Source organism: Salinivibrio sp. ML290 (assembly GCF_001995695.1).
Lineage (GTDB): Bacteria > Pseudomonadota > Gammaproteobacteria > Enterobacterales > Vibrionaceae > Salinivibrio > Salinivibrio siamensis.
Genome location: NZ_MUEY01000020.1, coordinates 1 through 16,344 on the forward strand (window position 1 = coordinate 1; position 16,344 = coordinate 16,344).

The window sequence follows — 16,344 nt, forward strand, 5'->3', positions numbered from 1 at the left end:
ATGAATATGTTGTAAAACTATCACTTACGGACTCTGCCCCCAGGCATAGTCGGCTTGAGGCTTGATAACCTCTCAGATAATCCTCAGAGCTATATCGAAATAGCTTAAATTTTTAGCATTTTTTGCCCTTAAGTCCAAGTGTTAGACGTTAGGATGAACGCATTATTTTTAGTAAAAATAGTAATTTGTAGTTTATTTATCAGTCACTTACCTTGGCTTTTTGGGAAAGCAAAAAATAACAATGAGCATACAAAAAATAAATGATAGCCACTGAACGGCAGGGTTCGGTAGATGTAAGTGATGAACTATAATATCCTCAAAGAAAGTAACTCTCACAGGCACGCCAGCAGTCTTGTTTCCATATTGAAAAATAGAAAAAAATTGTATTGCAAAGGGAAAAGGTACAATAACCCTTAGAAAAAACTTTCCTTTGCATGGCTTGGTATTTATTCGCCATAATAAATAGACAAGACAAATAGATGTAACAGAAAAACCTATTATGCTGGTCAGTTTTTCATCTCTTTGTATAAGGAGTCAGCAGTCATACCATCACCAACGGCTCCTGTAATAAGCTATACCCACAGTGGAGTGTGACTTTTTCGAAAAGAAACGATCGTGATGAAAGTATTTATTTACTGCCTTTTGGGAGTTAGTAGCCCTAAAAATAAACATATAATGATGCTAAGCCACCTAATTACTTCATTTTCTTCAAATGATAGGTTTGGGAATATATCCATCAATAAAGTTCCATTTATGAAAATAGAGTAGTAATTCCCACCGATAAAACCAATAACTAGAACAACGTAGATGAAAAGGCATGCTGAACTTTTAAAGGATATGCGAGAGATCCCTCTCAACGCAGATAGCAGTAAAGCTGTAATTAAAAAAAATAAAAACTCGCTCACTTGTATGAGTCCTTTATAGCGTCAATATTATAGTAATCTGCTGCCACTTCCACTCCCAGGGCGGACTTGCTCATTGCTTGATAACCTCTCAAGTAATCTTCAGAGCTATATCTGAAGAGCTTAAATCTTTTCGCATTTCTGCTCTTAGTCCAAGTCTGGGATGTGCCCTTTGATAGTATTTGATAAGCCTTGTCGGCATCTTTTACTGTGGTTGTTTTTGCTACCATTCCATAGCCTGACAAGGCCAAATCGACACCGTAGTAGGCCATGTTTCCATAGCTTTTAGGATATCCTGCAAATTCGGCGGCACCTTGATAAGCTTCGCGAACCAAGCCAGTTGCATCTTCGTCGCCATCGACAAAGTATTTACCGTTTTCATACATGTTGTTAAGCCCATGAGTCACCAACAATGCGCCGATCGAGCATAATGATGCGGCAGAGTAAATGCATATTGCTCCACCCGCGGCAACTTGCATGGCGCCGGCAATAGTACCGATTCCTTTTGAGGCAATTAACGAAGACTGCTCCATTAAGCTGGATTGCTCTCTTTTCATTTCGGTAAGAGCTTGCGCTTTGGTTTTCTTACCCCGCTCAACGTCATTAACCAAGCATTGTTCAAACCGATCAATCTCTCTGACGAATTGATTCTTCAAGACCCCACTTCGAATATGACGATTAGCGAGGCTTGTAGCTTGCATGGTTAACCCTTTGCCAGCTTTTCTTACAACGGCAATGTCGTAAGGTGAGGGCTTAGATCTTACTCCCATCGTTCGTAGCCTTGGGTGCCAGTAATATTATGCTTCCAGACGATATCTTTGTACCGAAGAGCAATATCCTCGGACATGTCCTCATCGCCGGACATAAGGACATGAGGCTGGTTAAACGACAGGTGTGCGATGACAGCATCAACTAATTCAATGGTATAGTAATTTTCGTTGTGGCCTTTATCATTGGTTCTGTAAAACTTTATCTCACACTGAATCTTCTCTTGTTTTGAAAAAGCAAGACCAAGAAGAGGGGAAGCCTTGTCGATCGGCTTTGTGATGGTTAAAGCGCTGAGAGTTTTTCTGACTTGGTCCGCTTCTTTTTCTAGCGAGTAGTTGCAAGCTAAAACGGTTGCTTCGTCCATGTGTGAAATCTGCGCTTTTCGCCCAATAGAGTCATCGGTATTGCAACCTTGAGAGATACAGCCTTGTGTTTCTCCAATCATCTTTATGTATGCGGTATGGGCCACGTTTTACTCCTAGCTTGGCTATTTATCGGCCGAATATATCAACTTTGATTGGCCAGAAATAAAGGCAAAGGATTTTCTGGAATCGATCTCTCATCTGAATGGGAGGTGTAAAGGTATCGTAAAGTCAATGTATCAAGTTAGATCATGTCGAACTGTCTGATCTTGGTGGGTATTTCGGCGACAATATTCACTTAACAAATGGAGAAGAGGTGAAGCCTGTTAAAGGTTATGATGAAAAGGGCCTGTAACCTGCCAAAACAGCCGATCACAGACCTTAGGTAGATTACTGCTTTTTCAGGTGATACATCTCAGCAAGGTCGCCTTCGATGGTTTCGCCATTCATGTCTTGCATGATCACCTGGTTTTCCGCCACAAAGAAGTGGTTAGGGCTGTCAGTCAGCCCTTCAAGGATGACGACACTGCCTGTTTCATCCCACTTGAAGGTGCCCGATTCTTTAAGTGCTTCTCCCTCTTTGCCCAGATAGGTTTTGGTGAGTGAATACGTGTTGTCTGGGTTCAGTGTTAGTGTGGTATCAATACCTTCACAGTCGGCGCAGGGCACCACACCTTGATACGTACCGTTCCAGTCTAGTGATGTTTTTGCATTATGATGATCAACCATTTCAGAAACGGTGTTTTCTGCGCTATCGATGGCGTTTTCTGCACTATCCATCGCTTGCTCTGTGCCTTCTTTCACTGCATTTTGGGCGTCGTCTAAGCTAGATTCGACTTGCGATTGCGCCTCTTGTGGTTCGTTGGTTTGCTGTTCACAGCCGACCAGTGCGACAACCAGTGCCAGTGGTGCAAGTAAATAGGTTTTTTTCATGTTTACCTCGTTTAATCAATGTTTAAAGGCTAAATCGTTGCTGGGGACCAGCGATGAATGACTTCATGATAGGCGTTTGCTGCGCTTAGGTGTCATTATTGCGCTAGCATTAGGTCAGAGTTAGACAATAAACGTAAAAAAACCGTCAACTGATGAGAGTGATCTAAGCGACCACCTTTTACGTTAACACTCATGTCTTGTTAGTCTACTCAATGAAAACCAAGCAAATACTACCCAAACGCGTGACAATAAGGAGCGATGATGCAACAACACAAAATTTTGATGGTGCTGACATCTCACGATGCCATGGGCGATACGGGACACAAGACAGGCTTTTGGCTTGAAGAGTTCACCACCCCTTATTACGCGTTTAAAGATGCTGGAGCGAGCATTGTAGTTGCCAGCCCGGAAGGTGGCGCGGCACCGATTGATCCGAACAGCGAAGCGGAAGATGCGCAATCGGAATCCACACGCCGGTTTGATGGCGATGCGGAGTTGCAAGATATGGTTAATAACACCGTCAAGCTGAGCGATGTGAATGCGTATGAGTATGACGCGATTTTCTATCCCGGTGGACACGGTCCATTGTGGGACTTGGCGGAAGATCCGACATCTCGTCAGCTGATTGAGACCTTCTATTATCAGGGCAAACCGGTTGGTGCGGTGTGCCACGGCCCGGCCGTGTTCCGCCATACGCGTTCAGATCGCGACGAGCCACTAGTGAAAGGGAAACGGGTCACCGGTTTTACCAATGGCGAAGAAGCCGCCGTTGGCTTGACCGAGGTGGTGCCGTTCTTGGTTGAGGATATGCTCAAAGAAAACGGCGGTCTTTATGAGAAAGCGGATGACTTTACCTCGTATGTGGTTACTGATGGCAACTTAGTCACCGGGCAAAACCCGGTGTCGTCTGAAGCCTGCGTCAATGCGGTGTTGGCATTGCTAAAGTAAGTCATATGATAGTCTTTCGATAAAAGCGCCTGCGGGCGCTTTTTTTGTATCGGACGAGATCAAGAGAGTGGGGTGTATTTTATCCAATGGATTCGTGTAGATTAAAAACGACACGGATAGAAGAGCATGCCGCATGAAAATACTCATCATTGAAGATGACCACGACCTCAGCTTAGCGATTTCAGAATACTTAGAGCTGCATAATATCGACTGTGATTTTGCTTATAACGGCGAAACGGGGATCCAGCTTGCCAGCCAGCAGACGTTTGATTGTGTGATACTCGACAACATGCTGCCCAACGTTCAGGGGATGGCGGTTTGTCGCGAGCTGCGTGAGCAGGGTATCGATACCCCGGTGTTAATGCTGACCGCGTGCGGCGCGGACACCGACCAGCTTGAGGGCTTTCGCGCCGGTGTAGATGATTATGTTGTCAAACCTTGCACCATGCCCTTGTTACTCGCACGTTTACAGGCCTTGCATCGGCGTCATCAACCGGTGCGAGAGTGTATTACCATCGCTGATCTGACGATTTATCCCAAAGAGCATATCGCGTCGCGCGGTGATACGCCGCTTAAGCTGACCCCTATCGGTTGGAACATTCTGTTGCTACTCGCGCGCCGCTCACCCACTGTGGTGTCCAAAAGCGATATTGAGGAGGCGATTTGGGCCAGCGATGATGTGCGCCAAGGAACCATTAACGTGCACCTTCACCATTTGCGTAAAGTGGTTGATAAGCCCTTTGCTAAAACGCTGATCCACACCCATGTCGGTATTGGTTTGTCCCTTTCTGAGGCCGCGCCGGTATGAGCCAAAGCCCTGTTCGAAGCCTCGCCGCGCAATCGCGCCGCCAGCTTGTGTTCATGGCGGTGGCGATCTTTATCGGGTTGTTGGCACTTGTCACTGTGTTTAGCTTTTATCAAATCAGTCAGGCAGGCAAAAACTACATGCGGCTCGATGCTATCAAGCTAGAGCAGAAGCTGGCCGCCGATCCTAACTACCCATTACCCCAAAGTGACACTGTCAGTGCGTATCGAGATTGGCAGGCTATCCCGACATCGGTGCGTGATTTGTTTTCCTCAGAGCCGATACAGCCCGATGATCCAATTGAAATTCAGCGCATCAATGACAGTGGTGCGCGAGAGTATGGTTATTTGTTGTACTCCGATCAGCACCTATCCCAAGGCCTGTACTTGGTCGAGTTTGAAGCGGCAGAAAAAATCGAGGCATTAGCCGCCATGATTGTCGAGCGCTCGTTGGCCGATGCCAGCGTGTTAATTACCGCTTTTATGCTGGTGCTTGTCACCGTGATTGGGTTGTTGTTTAACAATGCATTGAAGCCACTCAAAGAGTTGGTGGCATGGTCGGCGCAGGTAAAAACACACCCTGATCAAGCTATCGATGTACGCTTTTCGGTACGTGAAGTTAACCAAATCGCCGACCACTTGATGGCCTCGCTGCAACAGGTGCGTGAGCATAACCAACGGGAGCAGCAGTTCTTAAAGCATGCCAGCCATGAACTGCGTACGCCGTTGGCGATTATGCAGGCATCCTTGGATACTTTGTCACTGCGCATCGATGACAAGGACGCCAGTTATCCGGCCTTGCAGCGCGCCTCGCGTGCCAACGCCAATATGATGGCACTGTCTGAATCATTGCTTTGGTTGGCACGGCAACATCCAGATAAGGTTCGCCAATCAAAGGTCGACCTTGGCTCTCTCTGCGCAACCTTGGTGGATGAGTTGGCGTATCTTGCAGCGCATAAGCCAGTGACTGTCCATATCGATAATCACAGTGATCCTATTTCTATTGAGAGGGAATTGTTTCGTATTGCGAGTACCAACCTGATTCGCAATGCGCTCACCTACAGTGCGCCCGGTGCGATTGAGATTAAGATCACCAACGGGCAGTTTTCGATTGCCAACCCTATTGATTCAGACGTGGATGAGAATCAGATCGGATTTGGCCTAGGTCTCCAGCTTGTTGAGCGCATTGCCGGACAGCTCAACTGGCATTTTGAATTTCAATGTGACGCTCAGATGGCGAAGGCGGTTATCAATTGGGAAGCCGCGCACAAAATGACGGGAGAGTCTTAAGGTTTTCTTAATACCGGTTGTTTCAAGATAAGGGCGAACTCTCAGTTACTATTTCGCCATTATGGAGAATCGCCGGTGAATCCATTTGTCACACTTATCTGTTTCGTTTTGACCTTGGTGCCCTTAGCCGGGCATGCGCAAACCGACAGTATGTCCGCGGATAATTATCTGACCGTCGGCCTGGTCGGCTATACGGAGCCGTCGATATATCTCGGTGGTGAAGATGACCAAGACATTGAGCTGGTGGTTGAGGCGCAATGGGAGGGGATTTTTTATCGCAACGATACCCTAGGTGTGTATCTCGCCGAGGGCGACAGCTGGTATGTGTCGGCGGGCGTGGGCGACGATGTGTTTGGCGATCACGCCCGCGGTGACAGCAAAACCCTCAAAGATATGAAAAGTCTCGATACGGTGTATAGCGCTAATCTAACCACCGGCTGGATAACGTCGGTGGGCTATTTTGAGCTCGGCTACCATCATGATATCTCGGATAATCATAACAGTGGCGCGGTGGTGGGCCGCTATGGCGCGCCGATGGAACAAGGCCAGTGGGTGCTTGATCCTCAAGTGTCACTGACTTGTGTGGGTCGCGCGGTGAGTCGTTATTATGTCGGTGTGTCAGCCCAAGACACCAAAGCTGGCCGACCCACGTATCAACCTGATCAAACCTGCATGCTTCAATCCGACCTCAATCTCTATTACAGGCTTGGCCGCGCGCATCATCTGTTGTTGGGGGTGGGCTATCGCCACTATGGCGATGAAGTATCAGACAGCCCGATTGTTGATAGAGACGATTTGTGGTCGTTCAATACCGGCTATTTATACACCTTTTAGCGGTAATGGGGTGGAAGGAGAAAGGGGATGAAGTGGCTAAAGCGAGGTTTGATAGCGCTGGTGCTGATGGGCACGTTTGTGGTGATAGCCATGGATGACCCAAACGCGGGGCTAAAGCGTCAAGCCATTCACTTTAACGTAGGTGATAATCAGCTCACGGGTGAGTTAATTTTACCTTTAGGTTCTGAGRGCCCGCATCAGTGTGTGGTGTTTGTGCATGGCTCTGGTGACGTGCCGACCGATGCGTTTGGTTATTACCTCCCACTTTGGCGAGTGTTAGCGGCGAATGGGTGGTGTGCGTTGTCTTGGGATAAGCCGGGAGTGGGAGAGTCGAGCGGGGATTGGCGGTCGCAATCGATGCAAGATCGGGCCGATGAAGTCGCGGCGGCGATTCGCTATTTGCGCCAAACCTTGGGGCTAAAGGATGGCAAACTGGGGTTGATGGGCTTTAGCCAAGCCGGTTGGGTGATGCCGAAGGTGGCGCACCAAGTCGAAAACATCGATTTTCTGATCAGTGTCGGTGGAGCAGTCAACTGGATGGCGCAATCCGAGTATTCTGGACGTCAACGGCGATTAGCCGCCGGATACAGTGAATCCGCTATTGCGGAAGAGCAAGCTGCCGAGGCGACAGTGGATGCCTTGATCCAGTCCGGCGCGTCGTATCAACAGTACCTAAACCACGTAAAACAGGATGACAACGCCCCAATGAGCGAGGCTTTTTGGCAATTTGTACAACGTAATTGGGCCTCGGATGTGACTGCTGATTTAATCGATCTCGACGTGCCCACGTTAGCGTTGTTTGGTGCGCGGGATGCTTATGTCGACTCAGATAAAACCGCTTCTACGTATCACCAGCTGCTTGCTAACGCGCCGCTGCCGTTTTATCACGTGCGTGTGTTTGAACAGGCCGACCACAGCCTACTGCGCACCGACAACATCGCCAATGCACACAGTGAGCGTCACCGCTGGTTAACTCTGGCCCGAATTTGGTGGCAAGGCGATGCAGCATTTGCAGATGGCGTGATGCCATGCTTAACGTCTTGGCTAGCGCAGTTTGAGAGCGGGCGGCCAACACAGACTAATGTCTGCGCGTCTGAGCAGCTAAGCGATGTAAAGCCAGTACTAAACGCGGATACGACGCAGGGGTAACGTTTCAATTTGCGGTGAATTGGGGTTTAATGCAGGCATTGACGCTAACGCTAAGAGAACCAGCATGCAAATATGGGTAGATGCGGACGCTTGTCCGGTCGCGATGCGCGAGATGATAGTACGCGCGGCACACCGAACGCACATTCAAGCCACCTTTATTGCCAACCAGTTTATCCGTTTACCGCCGTCGCCTTACGCCAGTTCACGTCAGGTAGAAAAGGGCTTTGATGTGGCGGACAACCAAGTTGTTGCCGAGGCAGAGGCGGGCGATTTGGTGATCACCCAAGACATTCCGCTCGCGGATGAAGTGATTGAAAAGGGCGTGACGGTGATTAACACCCGCGGCGAATTGCTGACCAAAGAAAACATCCGCGCCCGGCTTAATATCCGTGATTTTATGGAAACCATGCGCAGTAGCGGTGTGCACACAGGTGGGCCTGCTCCGCTTGGTCCGCAGCAAAAACAAGCCTTTGCCAATCAGCTTGATAAATGGCTGGTTAAAGCCCAGCGTTATCATGCTGCGCGAGCAAAATCGTCTGATTAAGCCTGCGAGCTTATCCTCTCACTAAATAGCTCTTCTTACGCAATTTTTTCTGCTAGCTAAATAGCAACCGGTGCCCACTCGCGATTGGCGAAGTGGGCAATCAGCGCATCCAGCAACGCACGCACCGCCGGTGGCTGGTTGCGACGTGACGGATACAAGGCGTAGATATCCATTGCCTTGGGTTGCCAATCGGGGAGCACGACCTCCAACTGACCTCGCGCAATGGCACTATGAGCCAGGTACACCGGCTGCATGCTTACGCCCATGCCCTGAATGGCAGCACTGAGTAAGGTGGTCGCCTCGTTAGCTGAGAGCTTACCTTGCACTTCAACCGCGGCGTGTTCCTCGCCTTTGTCTAAATGCCAAATCGGTCGATCAAACTGCTTGTAACTGAGACAGCTATGCGCGGTGAGATCTTCCGGTGAGCGGATCGGTGCATGGGCCGCCAAATAATCCGGTGCCGCTACCAAAACGGAATCACACGCGGCGATCGGACGACCAATTAGGGAAGGATCCGGGTTGGATGCAATGCGGATGGCTATATCAATCCGTTCCGCAATCAAATCGACGGCCTTGTCTTGCACTTCAATATCTACATCGACCCCGGGGTGAGCGGCCATAAAGGGCTTTACCGCGGGGATCAGTTGCGCAAAACCAAACGACATACTGGTGGCCACCCGTACTTTTCCGGTCAAGCCCGCGTCTTGTTGCCATTGCTGTGTCAGGGCATTGGCTTGTTCAACCCATTGTTCCAGTTGTGGCAAGCTTTGCTCGCCAGCGGAGGTTAACGATACTTTGCGCGTGGTGCGCTGCAATAAGCGCACGCCTAACCAGTCTTCCAGCGCTTCGACATGACGAGTCACCATGGGGCGCGACATCTCGAGCCGCTCGGCAGTGGCGGTAAAACTTTGCGTAAGGGCGACATCAATCAATACGCGGGCTGCAGTCAGTGTGTCCATGTCAATCTCATCTATGCTTAAGAGCCAGCCGTTCGTAAGGCGGTACGACCCGTTTACATGCTCGAATTGTGAAATAATGATGTAAATTATTAGCTATATATTCGAACAAGTCGAGCCCGTAAACTGCACAGCATCTCAACACCGAATGCAAACAACGGAGCACGACGATGAAATTGATAAAAACCCTAGCCGCCTCTTTATTACTGACCGGCAGCGCAATGGCAGCAAATAATGCTGAACCCTTGAACTTGGACGTGTATAACGCGGATGGTAATAGCTTCCACGTAAACTCAACCTTGGTGTATGGCGAAACCGAAGCCATGGTGGTTGATACGGGCTTTACTAAAGCAGACGCGCTACGTATTGCCGCTAAAGTGCTGGACTCTGGGAAAGAGCTGACCACTATCTTTATTAGCCAAGCAGACCCAGATTACTATTTTGGCGCGGAAGTGCTGCACGGCATGTTCCCTGACGCAAACGTGATCACCACACCGGCAGTGCGCGCCACCATTGCAGAAAAACTGGATGGAAAAATGGCATTTTGGGCTCCAAAAATGGGTGATAATGCCCCGCAAAACCCTGTAGTGCCTGCTGCTTATACCCGTTCATCATTGACACTGGACGGTCGTAAAATTGAAATTCGCGGCGCGAAAGGCGAGTTGGCACATCGTCCGTATCTTTGGATCCCAGCCAACAAGGCGATCCTGGGTAACGTCGCTGTATATGGCAATGTTCACCTTTGGATGGCAGACGCACAATCTGACCAAGCGCGTGAAGGTTGGGCCGCACAACTAGAAGAAATGGCAGCACTGAAGCCTAACGTCGTGATCCCAGGACACATGACCGCGGGCACGGCACTGAACGCTGACACCATTACTTTTGCCCAGCAGTATTTGCAAGACTTTGCCGAGGCGAAAGCAAGCAGCAAAGACAGTGCTGAGCTGATTAAAACCATGCAAGCGAAATATCCGAAAGCGGGTTTGCCGATGGCTTTGGAAATTGGTGCCAAAGTACATATGGGAGAGATGGAATGGTAAACGTCCACTATATTTTTGACCCAATGTGTGGCTGGTGCTTTGGCGCCGCCACCTTGATTGAAAGCTTGAGCAACACCCCTGAGATTAACTTGCAGCTTCATCCAGGTGGTATGCGAGAGCGTGCGCCGATTGAAGACAGCTTTCGTCAACACATCTTGGCGGCAGATCAGACCATTGCCGATCAAACCGGACAGGCATTTGGTCAAGCCTATCTTGACCGCGTGGCAAGCGACCAGCCGGTAATTTTGGACTCCTTTATGACCGCGCAAGCCATACTCGCTGCTCAGCAGCTTGATGGTCAGGGTGCAGAGATGCTGAAACGCATCCAGCGTGGCCATTATCAGCAAGGTCGCTCCGTCTATGAAGCTGACACGCTCGCAGAGCTTGCCAGTGAGATGGGGATAGAGGCAGGGGCTTGGCAACAGGCGATGAATCGCGCCGAAAATGACGTGATGCCGGCGGTGAATCAAACCCGTCAATTGATGGCAGCGCATGGCTTACGCGGTTTTCCATCCATGCTGGTGGAGCAAAACGGTCAATGGCAAGCTATCACAGTGAGCCAATACTATCGCCGCCCAGATGCATGGCAGGCGCTCTGGCAAACACTGACTCAGGCATAAAGCAAACAAAACCGGCGAGCATGAGGCTCGCCGTTTTTTGTCACGATCATTGTTAGCACATTATCACTTGGGTGCAGTCTGCGGTACCGGCTTTTTAGGCTCAAAGCCTTCGATGATGCGACGTTCAAGTGGATGCCCGAGACGTGCTTCAATCATGCGCAAGTTTTTGGTGTTATCTTTCGAGACCAATGAAATCGCTTCGCCTTGAGCACTGGCGCGACCGGTACGGCCAATTCGGTGGACGTACTCGTCTGCTGGGAAGGGCAGATCGTAATTGACCACGCGCTCAAGCGACTCAATATCAATGCCGCGTGCGGCGACACCGGTGGCAATTAAAAATTGGATGTCACCGTTTTTAAAGTCTTCCAGCAATTGGGTCCGCACGGCTTGGCTGCGTCCACTGTGAAACGCTTCCGCAGCAATGCCCCGTTTTTCCAACTGGGTGGCGAGTTTGGCGGCGCCGTGTTTGGTTTCGATAAAAATCAACGCTTGCGTCCAGCCATTCTCTTTAATTAAATGGCTAAGTAGTGCGGATTTCTTATCTTTATCGACTGGAATACACCATTGAGTAATGTTGTCTTTCGAGGCATCTCGTGCGGCAATGCTGATTTCTTTGCCTTCATCGCCAATGGTCGCTTTGGCTAGATCGCGCACTTTATTAGATAGCGTGGCCGAAAACAGTAAGCACTGCGTGCTTGCCGGCAAGCGGTCTAGAATATGTTGAATCGCATCAATAAAGCCCATATCCAGCATGCGATCCGCTTCGTCGAGAACCAGCACTTCCACTTCATCTAAATAGACGGCACGTTGGCTGAGTAAATCGCGTAGTCGTCCCGGGGTGGCGACCAAAATGTCGACGCCGTCGATCAAGGCTTGCTTTTGTGCCTGCTCGTCCATGCCGCCAACCATCGCCAAGGTCTTTAGCTCAGTAAACTGGCTGTCTTGACGTGCGCTCTCTGCCACTTGCAGGGCGAGCTCACGAGTGGGAGCGATGACGAGTGCGCGAGCGCGCTTTTTACGTCCTGCTTCACCGGCAGATAATTTATCGATGATAGGCCAGATAAAACTCGAGGTTTTTCCGGTGCCCGTTTGTGCCGCGGCAATCAGATCATGCCCTTGTTGGATGATTGGAATCGCTTTGACTTGAATAGATGTTGGCGTGGTAAAGCCGCGTTGGGATATGGCTTGGCAAAGTGGGTCGCTTAAACCCAGTTTTTTAAATGGCATAACAGACTCAACAAACAAGAAGCGTGTGTCCGCGTTACTGCACAAACACACTGAATGGCGTGGAGTCTAGCACGAACCTTACAGTAGCACGACGCAAAATCTGTTGGTGTTCTAGGAACAGTTTGTTCTAGGCCGCGTACTTTCTGAGCTCATGAGGATATACACGCATGCCATTGAGGGTGTTTTCATAAACAGCTTGCTCTCGAAGGTAAGACCAAACATGGGGCTCTGTCCCTGTTTGTGCCGCTAATCGATCGATAACGGCGTCAATATGTCGGCCCGCATAATCTTTATGAGGGGTAAAAAGTTCCTTAATCGCAGATAACATAACACGCTCCTTATGTGTAACTAAATTACATATTGGTATATTTAGAGCATAGTTCGTGTTTCATTTGTGATCAATGTTTAATTAATATCTGTATTAAATGACAATGTTGTAATTAATTTTCAGTAGCGTGGTTCTATTTAGTGGTTTGGGTTTCTTCTTCTATTGACGGCCTTAACCGAGTGACACGACAAGACGAAAATCGGTTACTCAATAGATATAATAACCCTATTTTTTGTAGCACATTAAAGTGGTTTGGATTTGTTTAATATCAAAGGCAGTGTTTTCGTGTGTGCTAGGGTGACATCATCGAAATTCTCCTATGGAGTGCTTTACCATGCTACTGAATGTCACCGACAAACAAAAAGAAGATAAGATCCCACCGTTGCTCCGATTGGGCTTTCGGCCCTTCTTCCTCTTTGGTGCTCTTTACTCATGTCTGGTTATTATTATATGGAGTGGGCTTTACACGCATCCTGGAATGGTTTCACTGACCGTTCCCTCCCTTTGGTGGCATGCCCACGAGATGCTGTTTGGGTTTTCGATGGCCATTGTCGGTGGGTTCTTAATGACGGCGGTGCAAAACTGGACGGGTGTGCCGGGTACCCGAGGGCTGAAGCTTTTCGCCATTTTTTCATTATGGCTGTTGGCGCGGTTGAGCTTCTGGGTGGATGTCCCGATTTGGGCGAGCCTAGTACTGGATACCTTGTTTATGGCCTGCGTGGCATGGTCGTTGGGTTATCGCGTGGTAGTGACTAAGCGTCAGCGCAATTACCTGTTTATTCCTATTTTAGCGGTGGCGGCTTTGCTTAACGCATTGTCTTACGGCGTAATGCTAGGGAAAGTCTCACTACCTATTAATCAAGTTTGGCACAGTACCTTGTTGTGGTTCATGCTGCTTATTAGCGTCATGGGTGGCCGCGTGATCCCGTTTTTCACGGAGAAGAAGTTGGGTATACAGGTGTCCAGCCCACCTGTGTGGCTAGAGCGAGCGATTATTGCTCTGTTTGTGCTACTGATTGGCGTCACTTTGGTGTCCGGCACTGATAACATGGTCGCGCGTGGGTTGCTGCTTACAGCGGGTATTGCGCAATGTGTTCGGCTTTACCGCTGGAAAGGTTGGAGAGCGTACCAGGTACCTATGCTGTTCTCGCTGCACCTATTCTATCTCTTTTTACCACTTGGCTTGTTATTAAAAGCCTTGGTGATTAACCCCTGGGCATCAAATCTTATCTGGCACTTATTCGCGATAGGTGCGCTCGGTGGCGTTGTCTTGGCCATGATTGTGCGAGTCACGCTCGGCCATACTGGGCGCAATGTCTATCAAGGTCCCACTGTTTCTTGGCTCTTTTATGCCTTACTCATTTCAGCCCTCGTCCGTGTATTTGGCATGTGGTTTTGGCCCGTTTATACCCTAGAGCTTGTTGCTGCATCAGCACTGCTTTGGACGATCAGCTATGGCTGGTTTGCGGTACGATTTGGCCCCATGTTGAGTCAAGCACGCGCAGATGGCGCGGCGGGGTAATCACCATCATATGATTAATGAAGGGTAAGCTTGGAGTTGGCTCAATTACGGTTATTCCTCTTCTGGCTTACCACTATTACTGCTATTATTTCTAGGAGTAAGGCATGTATTCAAAGTGGTTAACCGGTGAGCTTGCAACAGAGTTTAAAACCGTTTCATGCATGATTAAAATCTATTGTCGTCACCACCACCAGGGGAAACCGCTCTGTTCAGAGTGCCAACATTTGAGAGACTACGCAGAAGTGAAGTTGGATCGTTGCCCTTATGGTCAAGATAAACCGACTTGCAATCGTTGTCCTATCCACTGCTATAAGAAGGCAGAAAAGCAACAGATGAAGACAGTCATGCGCTACGCTGGCCCAAGAATGCTATTGTTTCATCCCTTCCTTGCGTTTAGACATCTATACCATGAGCGCAAAGCGGTGCCGTCGTCTCTAACCCCTAAAAACTCTAACCGTCACAAACGACTGGCAAAATCAAAAGCGGATAACGAGTAAAATACGTCAAGTGAATCCCAGTAGGGCATTAGTTTACGAACTTCTTATCTGTTGCTCTTATTTTAGGCCCAACCGTTTTGCTAGGCGATGTAAATTACCACTATCCATATCGAGTTGTCTTGCGGTAGCTGCCCAGTTACCGTGATTTTGTGATAGTGCGTCCGCGATTATTCTTTTCTGAAAATTATCTGTTTCTGCTCTTAAACCCAATATAGGAACGTCGATTGGCTCTCTCTTTGGCTGTGAGTGGGGAAGAGCATGTGCCTGTTTGTCAGATGTAAATAGATCAAAATCTTGCATAATAAGCTCTAGATCCATCGATTGCGTTCGTGACTTAGCTAGGACACTGGCTCGTTTTATAGCATGCTCTAACTCACGTACATTGCCAGGCCATGAATAGTGGGTGAGTTCTTGAAGTAATGATTCAGATAGGCGAATACTGCTTAAGTTAAACTTAGCTTTCATTTGCTCGGCAAAAAAACCGGCTAATAGCACGACATCGTCATCTCTTTCGCGAAGGGGTGGAACATTGAGAGGAAATACACTGAGACGATGGTATAGATCGGCTCTAAAACGGCCGGCTATTACCTCGTCATATAACACGCGGTTGGTCGCGGCGACGATGCGGGTATTAACTTGAATATGACGGTCATCGCCGACCCGTTGAATGTCGCCGAATTGGAGTGCACGCAGCAACTTGGCCTGCAGCTCTAACGATAGTTCGCCAACTTCATCCAGAAACAAGGTGCCGTCAYCAGCTTGCTCAAACTTACCTTTTCGGTCACTAATCGCACCTGTAAATGCCCCTTTAATGTGGCCGAATAGTTCACTTTCCGCGACAGTCTCCGGCAGTGCAGCGCAGTTAAGATATACCAATGGCTTCGACGCTCTTGCAGAACGTTGATGGACAGCGTTGGCCACTAGCTCCTTACCAACCCCGGTTTCCCCCGTTATTAATACTGATAACTCCGTATGTGCGACCGCATCGATTTGTTGTTGAAGCGTCTGCATTGCCGCAGAGCGAGCGATAATTTGATCACTAAATGTCCGCCGCTCTGTCAATACGTCATGCGTGACATTGGCTTGTGTTTCTAATTGCTCCAGTAGCAGAGCTGTTTGTAAGCCGCCTGCTGCGAGTGCGCTGATAAACCGTAAGTCCTGGTTGAGGAGGCCATCAAATTGGTTTTCGTCAAACGCATCAATAGTGATTGCGCCAATTAGCTGATCGTCCACTAATAGCGGGAGTCCGATACAAGAGTGAACCTGAAGCTTGCCATCATGGTTAGGAATTAATCCATCATAAGGGTCGGGTAAATCGCTGTTAGCCGGAAAACGTACGACATCACCTGCTCGTGCAATGGCTTCCAAACGCGGGTGCTGAGCGAGAGCAAAACGACGACCTAAGACGTCATGCGATAATCCATTAATGGCCAGAGGAGTAAACGTTTGATTCTCATAAAAAAGTAGTGCGGATGCATCACAGCGAAGCACTTCTTTTATTGTCGTTAATAAGGTATCAAACCGGTCTTTTCGAATCAGTGCAGAGTTCAAGTCTTGCGTAATGTGCAGCCAATGGGTGAGCAATTCTGTCATGGGATCAGCATTAGTGTCTTTTTAACA

Annotated in this window: 17 protein-coding genes; 10 read left to right on the top strand and 7 right to left on the bottom strand. The window is 48.8% G+C overall.

The window, feature by feature from the left end:
* Positions 1–901: 901 nt before the first annotated feature.
* The 3 genes from BZG23_RS14810 to BZG23_RS14820 form a co-directional block, all read right to left on the bottom strand.
* Positions 902–1,672 carry a DUF4225 domain-containing protein gene (locus tag BZG23_RS14810; RefSeq protein WP_077607362.1) on the bottom strand — a complete coding sequence of 257 codons (771 nt, stop codon included), beginning with the start codon at positions 1,670–1,672 and terminating at the stop codon, positions 902–904.
* Positions 1,663–2,139, bottom strand: coding sequence for a type VI secretion system tube protein TssD (tssD, locus tag BZG23_RS14815; protein WP_077458326.1), 477 nt, complete (start codon positions 2,137–2,139; stop codon positions 1,663–1,665). The genes BZG23_RS14810 and tssD overlap by 10 nt, the downstream gene beginning before the upstream one ends.
* A 283-nt stretch (positions 2,140–2,422) precedes the next feature.
* Positions 2,423–2,965, bottom strand: coding sequence for a copper resistance protein NlpE (locus BZG23_RS14820; protein WP_046075759.1), 543 nt, complete (start codon positions 2,963–2,965; stop codon positions 2,423–2,425).
* Between the two features lie 258 nt (positions 2,966–3,223).
* On the opposite strand from BZG23_RS14820, the gene BZG23_RS14825 reads away from it, so the two are divergent.
* From BZG23_RS14825 to BZG23_RS14850, 6 genes are all read left to right on the top strand, one after another.
* A complete protein-coding gene (locus BZG23_RS14825) occupies positions 3,224–3,913 on the top strand; it encodes a type 1 glutamine amidotransferase domain-containing protein (RefSeq protein ID WP_443216293.1) in 690 nt (229 codons plus the stop codon).
* A 133-nt stretch (positions 3,914–4,046) separates the two neighbouring features.
* Positions 4,047–4,721, top strand: coding sequence for a response regulator transcription factor (locus BZG23_RS14830; RefSeq protein WP_077607363.1), 675 nt, complete (start codon positions 4,047–4,049; stop codon positions 4,719–4,721).
* Positions 4,718–6,007 (top strand): sensor histidine kinase, encoded by a 1,290-nt coding sequence (locus BZG23_RS14835; protein ID WP_077607364.1) that lies wholly within the window; start codon positions 4,718–4,720, stop codon positions 6,005–6,007. Before BZG23_RS14830 ends, BZG23_RS14835 begins: the two co-directional genes overlap by 4 nt.
* 75 nt (positions 6,008–6,082) lie before the next feature.
* Entirely contained in the window at positions 6,083–6,841 is a 759-nt protein-coding gene (locus BZG23_RS14840; protein WP_077607365.1) for a MipA/OmpV family protein, read from the top strand.
* A 27-nt stretch (positions 6,842–6,868) separates the two neighbouring features.
* A complete protein-coding gene (locus BZG23_RS14845; protein WP_077607366.1) occupies positions 6,869–7,990 on the top strand; it encodes an alpha/beta hydrolase family protein in 1,122 nt (373 codons plus the stop codon).
* Positions 7,991–8,054: 64 nt separating this feature from the next.
* Positions 8,055–8,534 carry a YaiI/YqxD family protein gene (locus BZG23_RS14850; protein WP_077607367.1) on the top strand — a complete coding sequence of 160 codons (480 nt, stop codon included), beginning with the start codon at positions 8,055–8,057 and terminating at the stop codon, positions 8,532–8,534.
* 56 nt (positions 8,535–8,590) lie between these two features.
* Here the strand turns inward: BZG23_RS14850 and BZG23_RS14855 are convergent, their stop codons facing one another.
* On the bottom strand, positions 8,591–9,493 hold the full coding sequence (locus tag BZG23_RS14855; protein ID WP_069587831.1) for a LysR family transcriptional regulator: 903 nt from the start codon (positions 9,491–9,493) through the stop codon (positions 8,591–8,593).
* A gap of 167 nt (positions 9,494–9,660) precedes the next feature.
* On the opposite strand from BZG23_RS14855, the gene BZG23_RS14860 reads away from it, so the two are divergent.
* Together BZG23_RS14860 and BZG23_RS14865 are read left to right on the top strand one after the other, a co-directional pair.
* Positions 9,661–10,530, top strand: coding sequence for an MBL fold metallo-hydrolase (locus BZG23_RS14860; RefSeq protein WP_077607368.1), 870 nt, complete (start codon positions 9,661–9,663; stop codon positions 10,528–10,530).
* Entirely contained in the window at positions 10,524–11,150 is a 627-nt protein-coding gene (locus tag BZG23_RS14865) for a DsbA family protein (protein WP_077607369.1), read from the top strand. Before BZG23_RS14860 ends, BZG23_RS14865 begins: the two co-directional genes overlap by 7 nt.
* A 63-nt stretch (positions 11,151–11,213) precedes the next feature.
* On the opposite strand, the gene BZG23_RS14870 is transcribed toward BZG23_RS14865, so the two are convergent.
* Both BZG23_RS14870 and BZG23_RS14875 read right to left on the bottom strand, forming a co-directional pair.
* Positions 11,214–12,377 (bottom strand): DEAD/DEAH box helicase, encoded by a 1,164-nt coding sequence (locus tag BZG23_RS14870; RefSeq protein WP_077607370.1) that lies wholly within the window; start codon positions 12,375–12,377, stop codon positions 11,214–11,216.
* A gap of 127 nt (positions 12,378–12,504) precedes the next feature.
* The gene (locus BZG23_RS14875) at positions 12,505–12,705 is read right to left on the bottom strand and encodes a hypothetical protein (protein ID WP_077578364.1); all 201 of its coding nucleotides are present in this window, start codon (positions 12,703–12,705) and stop codon (positions 12,505–12,507) included.
* A 334-nt stretch (positions 12,706–13,039) separates the two neighbouring features.
* Between BZG23_RS14875 and BZG23_RS14880 the strand changes: the two genes are divergently transcribed.
* Together BZG23_RS14880 and BZG23_RS14885 are read left to right on the top strand one after the other, a co-directional pair.
* Positions 13,040–14,227, top strand: coding sequence for an NnrS family protein (locus BZG23_RS14880; protein ID WP_158011389.1), 1,188 nt, complete (start codon positions 13,040–13,042; stop codon positions 14,225–14,227).
* A gap of 104 nt (positions 14,228–14,331) precedes the next feature.
* Positions 14,332–14,724 (top strand): nitrous oxide-stimulated promoter family protein, encoded by a 393-nt coding sequence (locus BZG23_RS14885; RefSeq protein WP_077607372.1) that lies wholly within the window; start codon positions 14,332–14,334, stop codon positions 14,722–14,724.
* Positions 14,725–14,781: 57 nt separating this feature from the next.
* On the opposite strand, the gene norR is transcribed toward BZG23_RS14885, so the two are convergent.
* On the bottom strand, positions 14,782–16,317 hold the full coding sequence (norR, locus tag BZG23_RS14890; protein ID WP_077607373.1) for a nitric oxide reductase transcriptional regulator NorR: 1,536 nt from the start codon (positions 16,315–16,317) through the stop codon (positions 14,782–14,784).
* Positions 16,318–16,344: the final 27 nt, after the last annotated feature.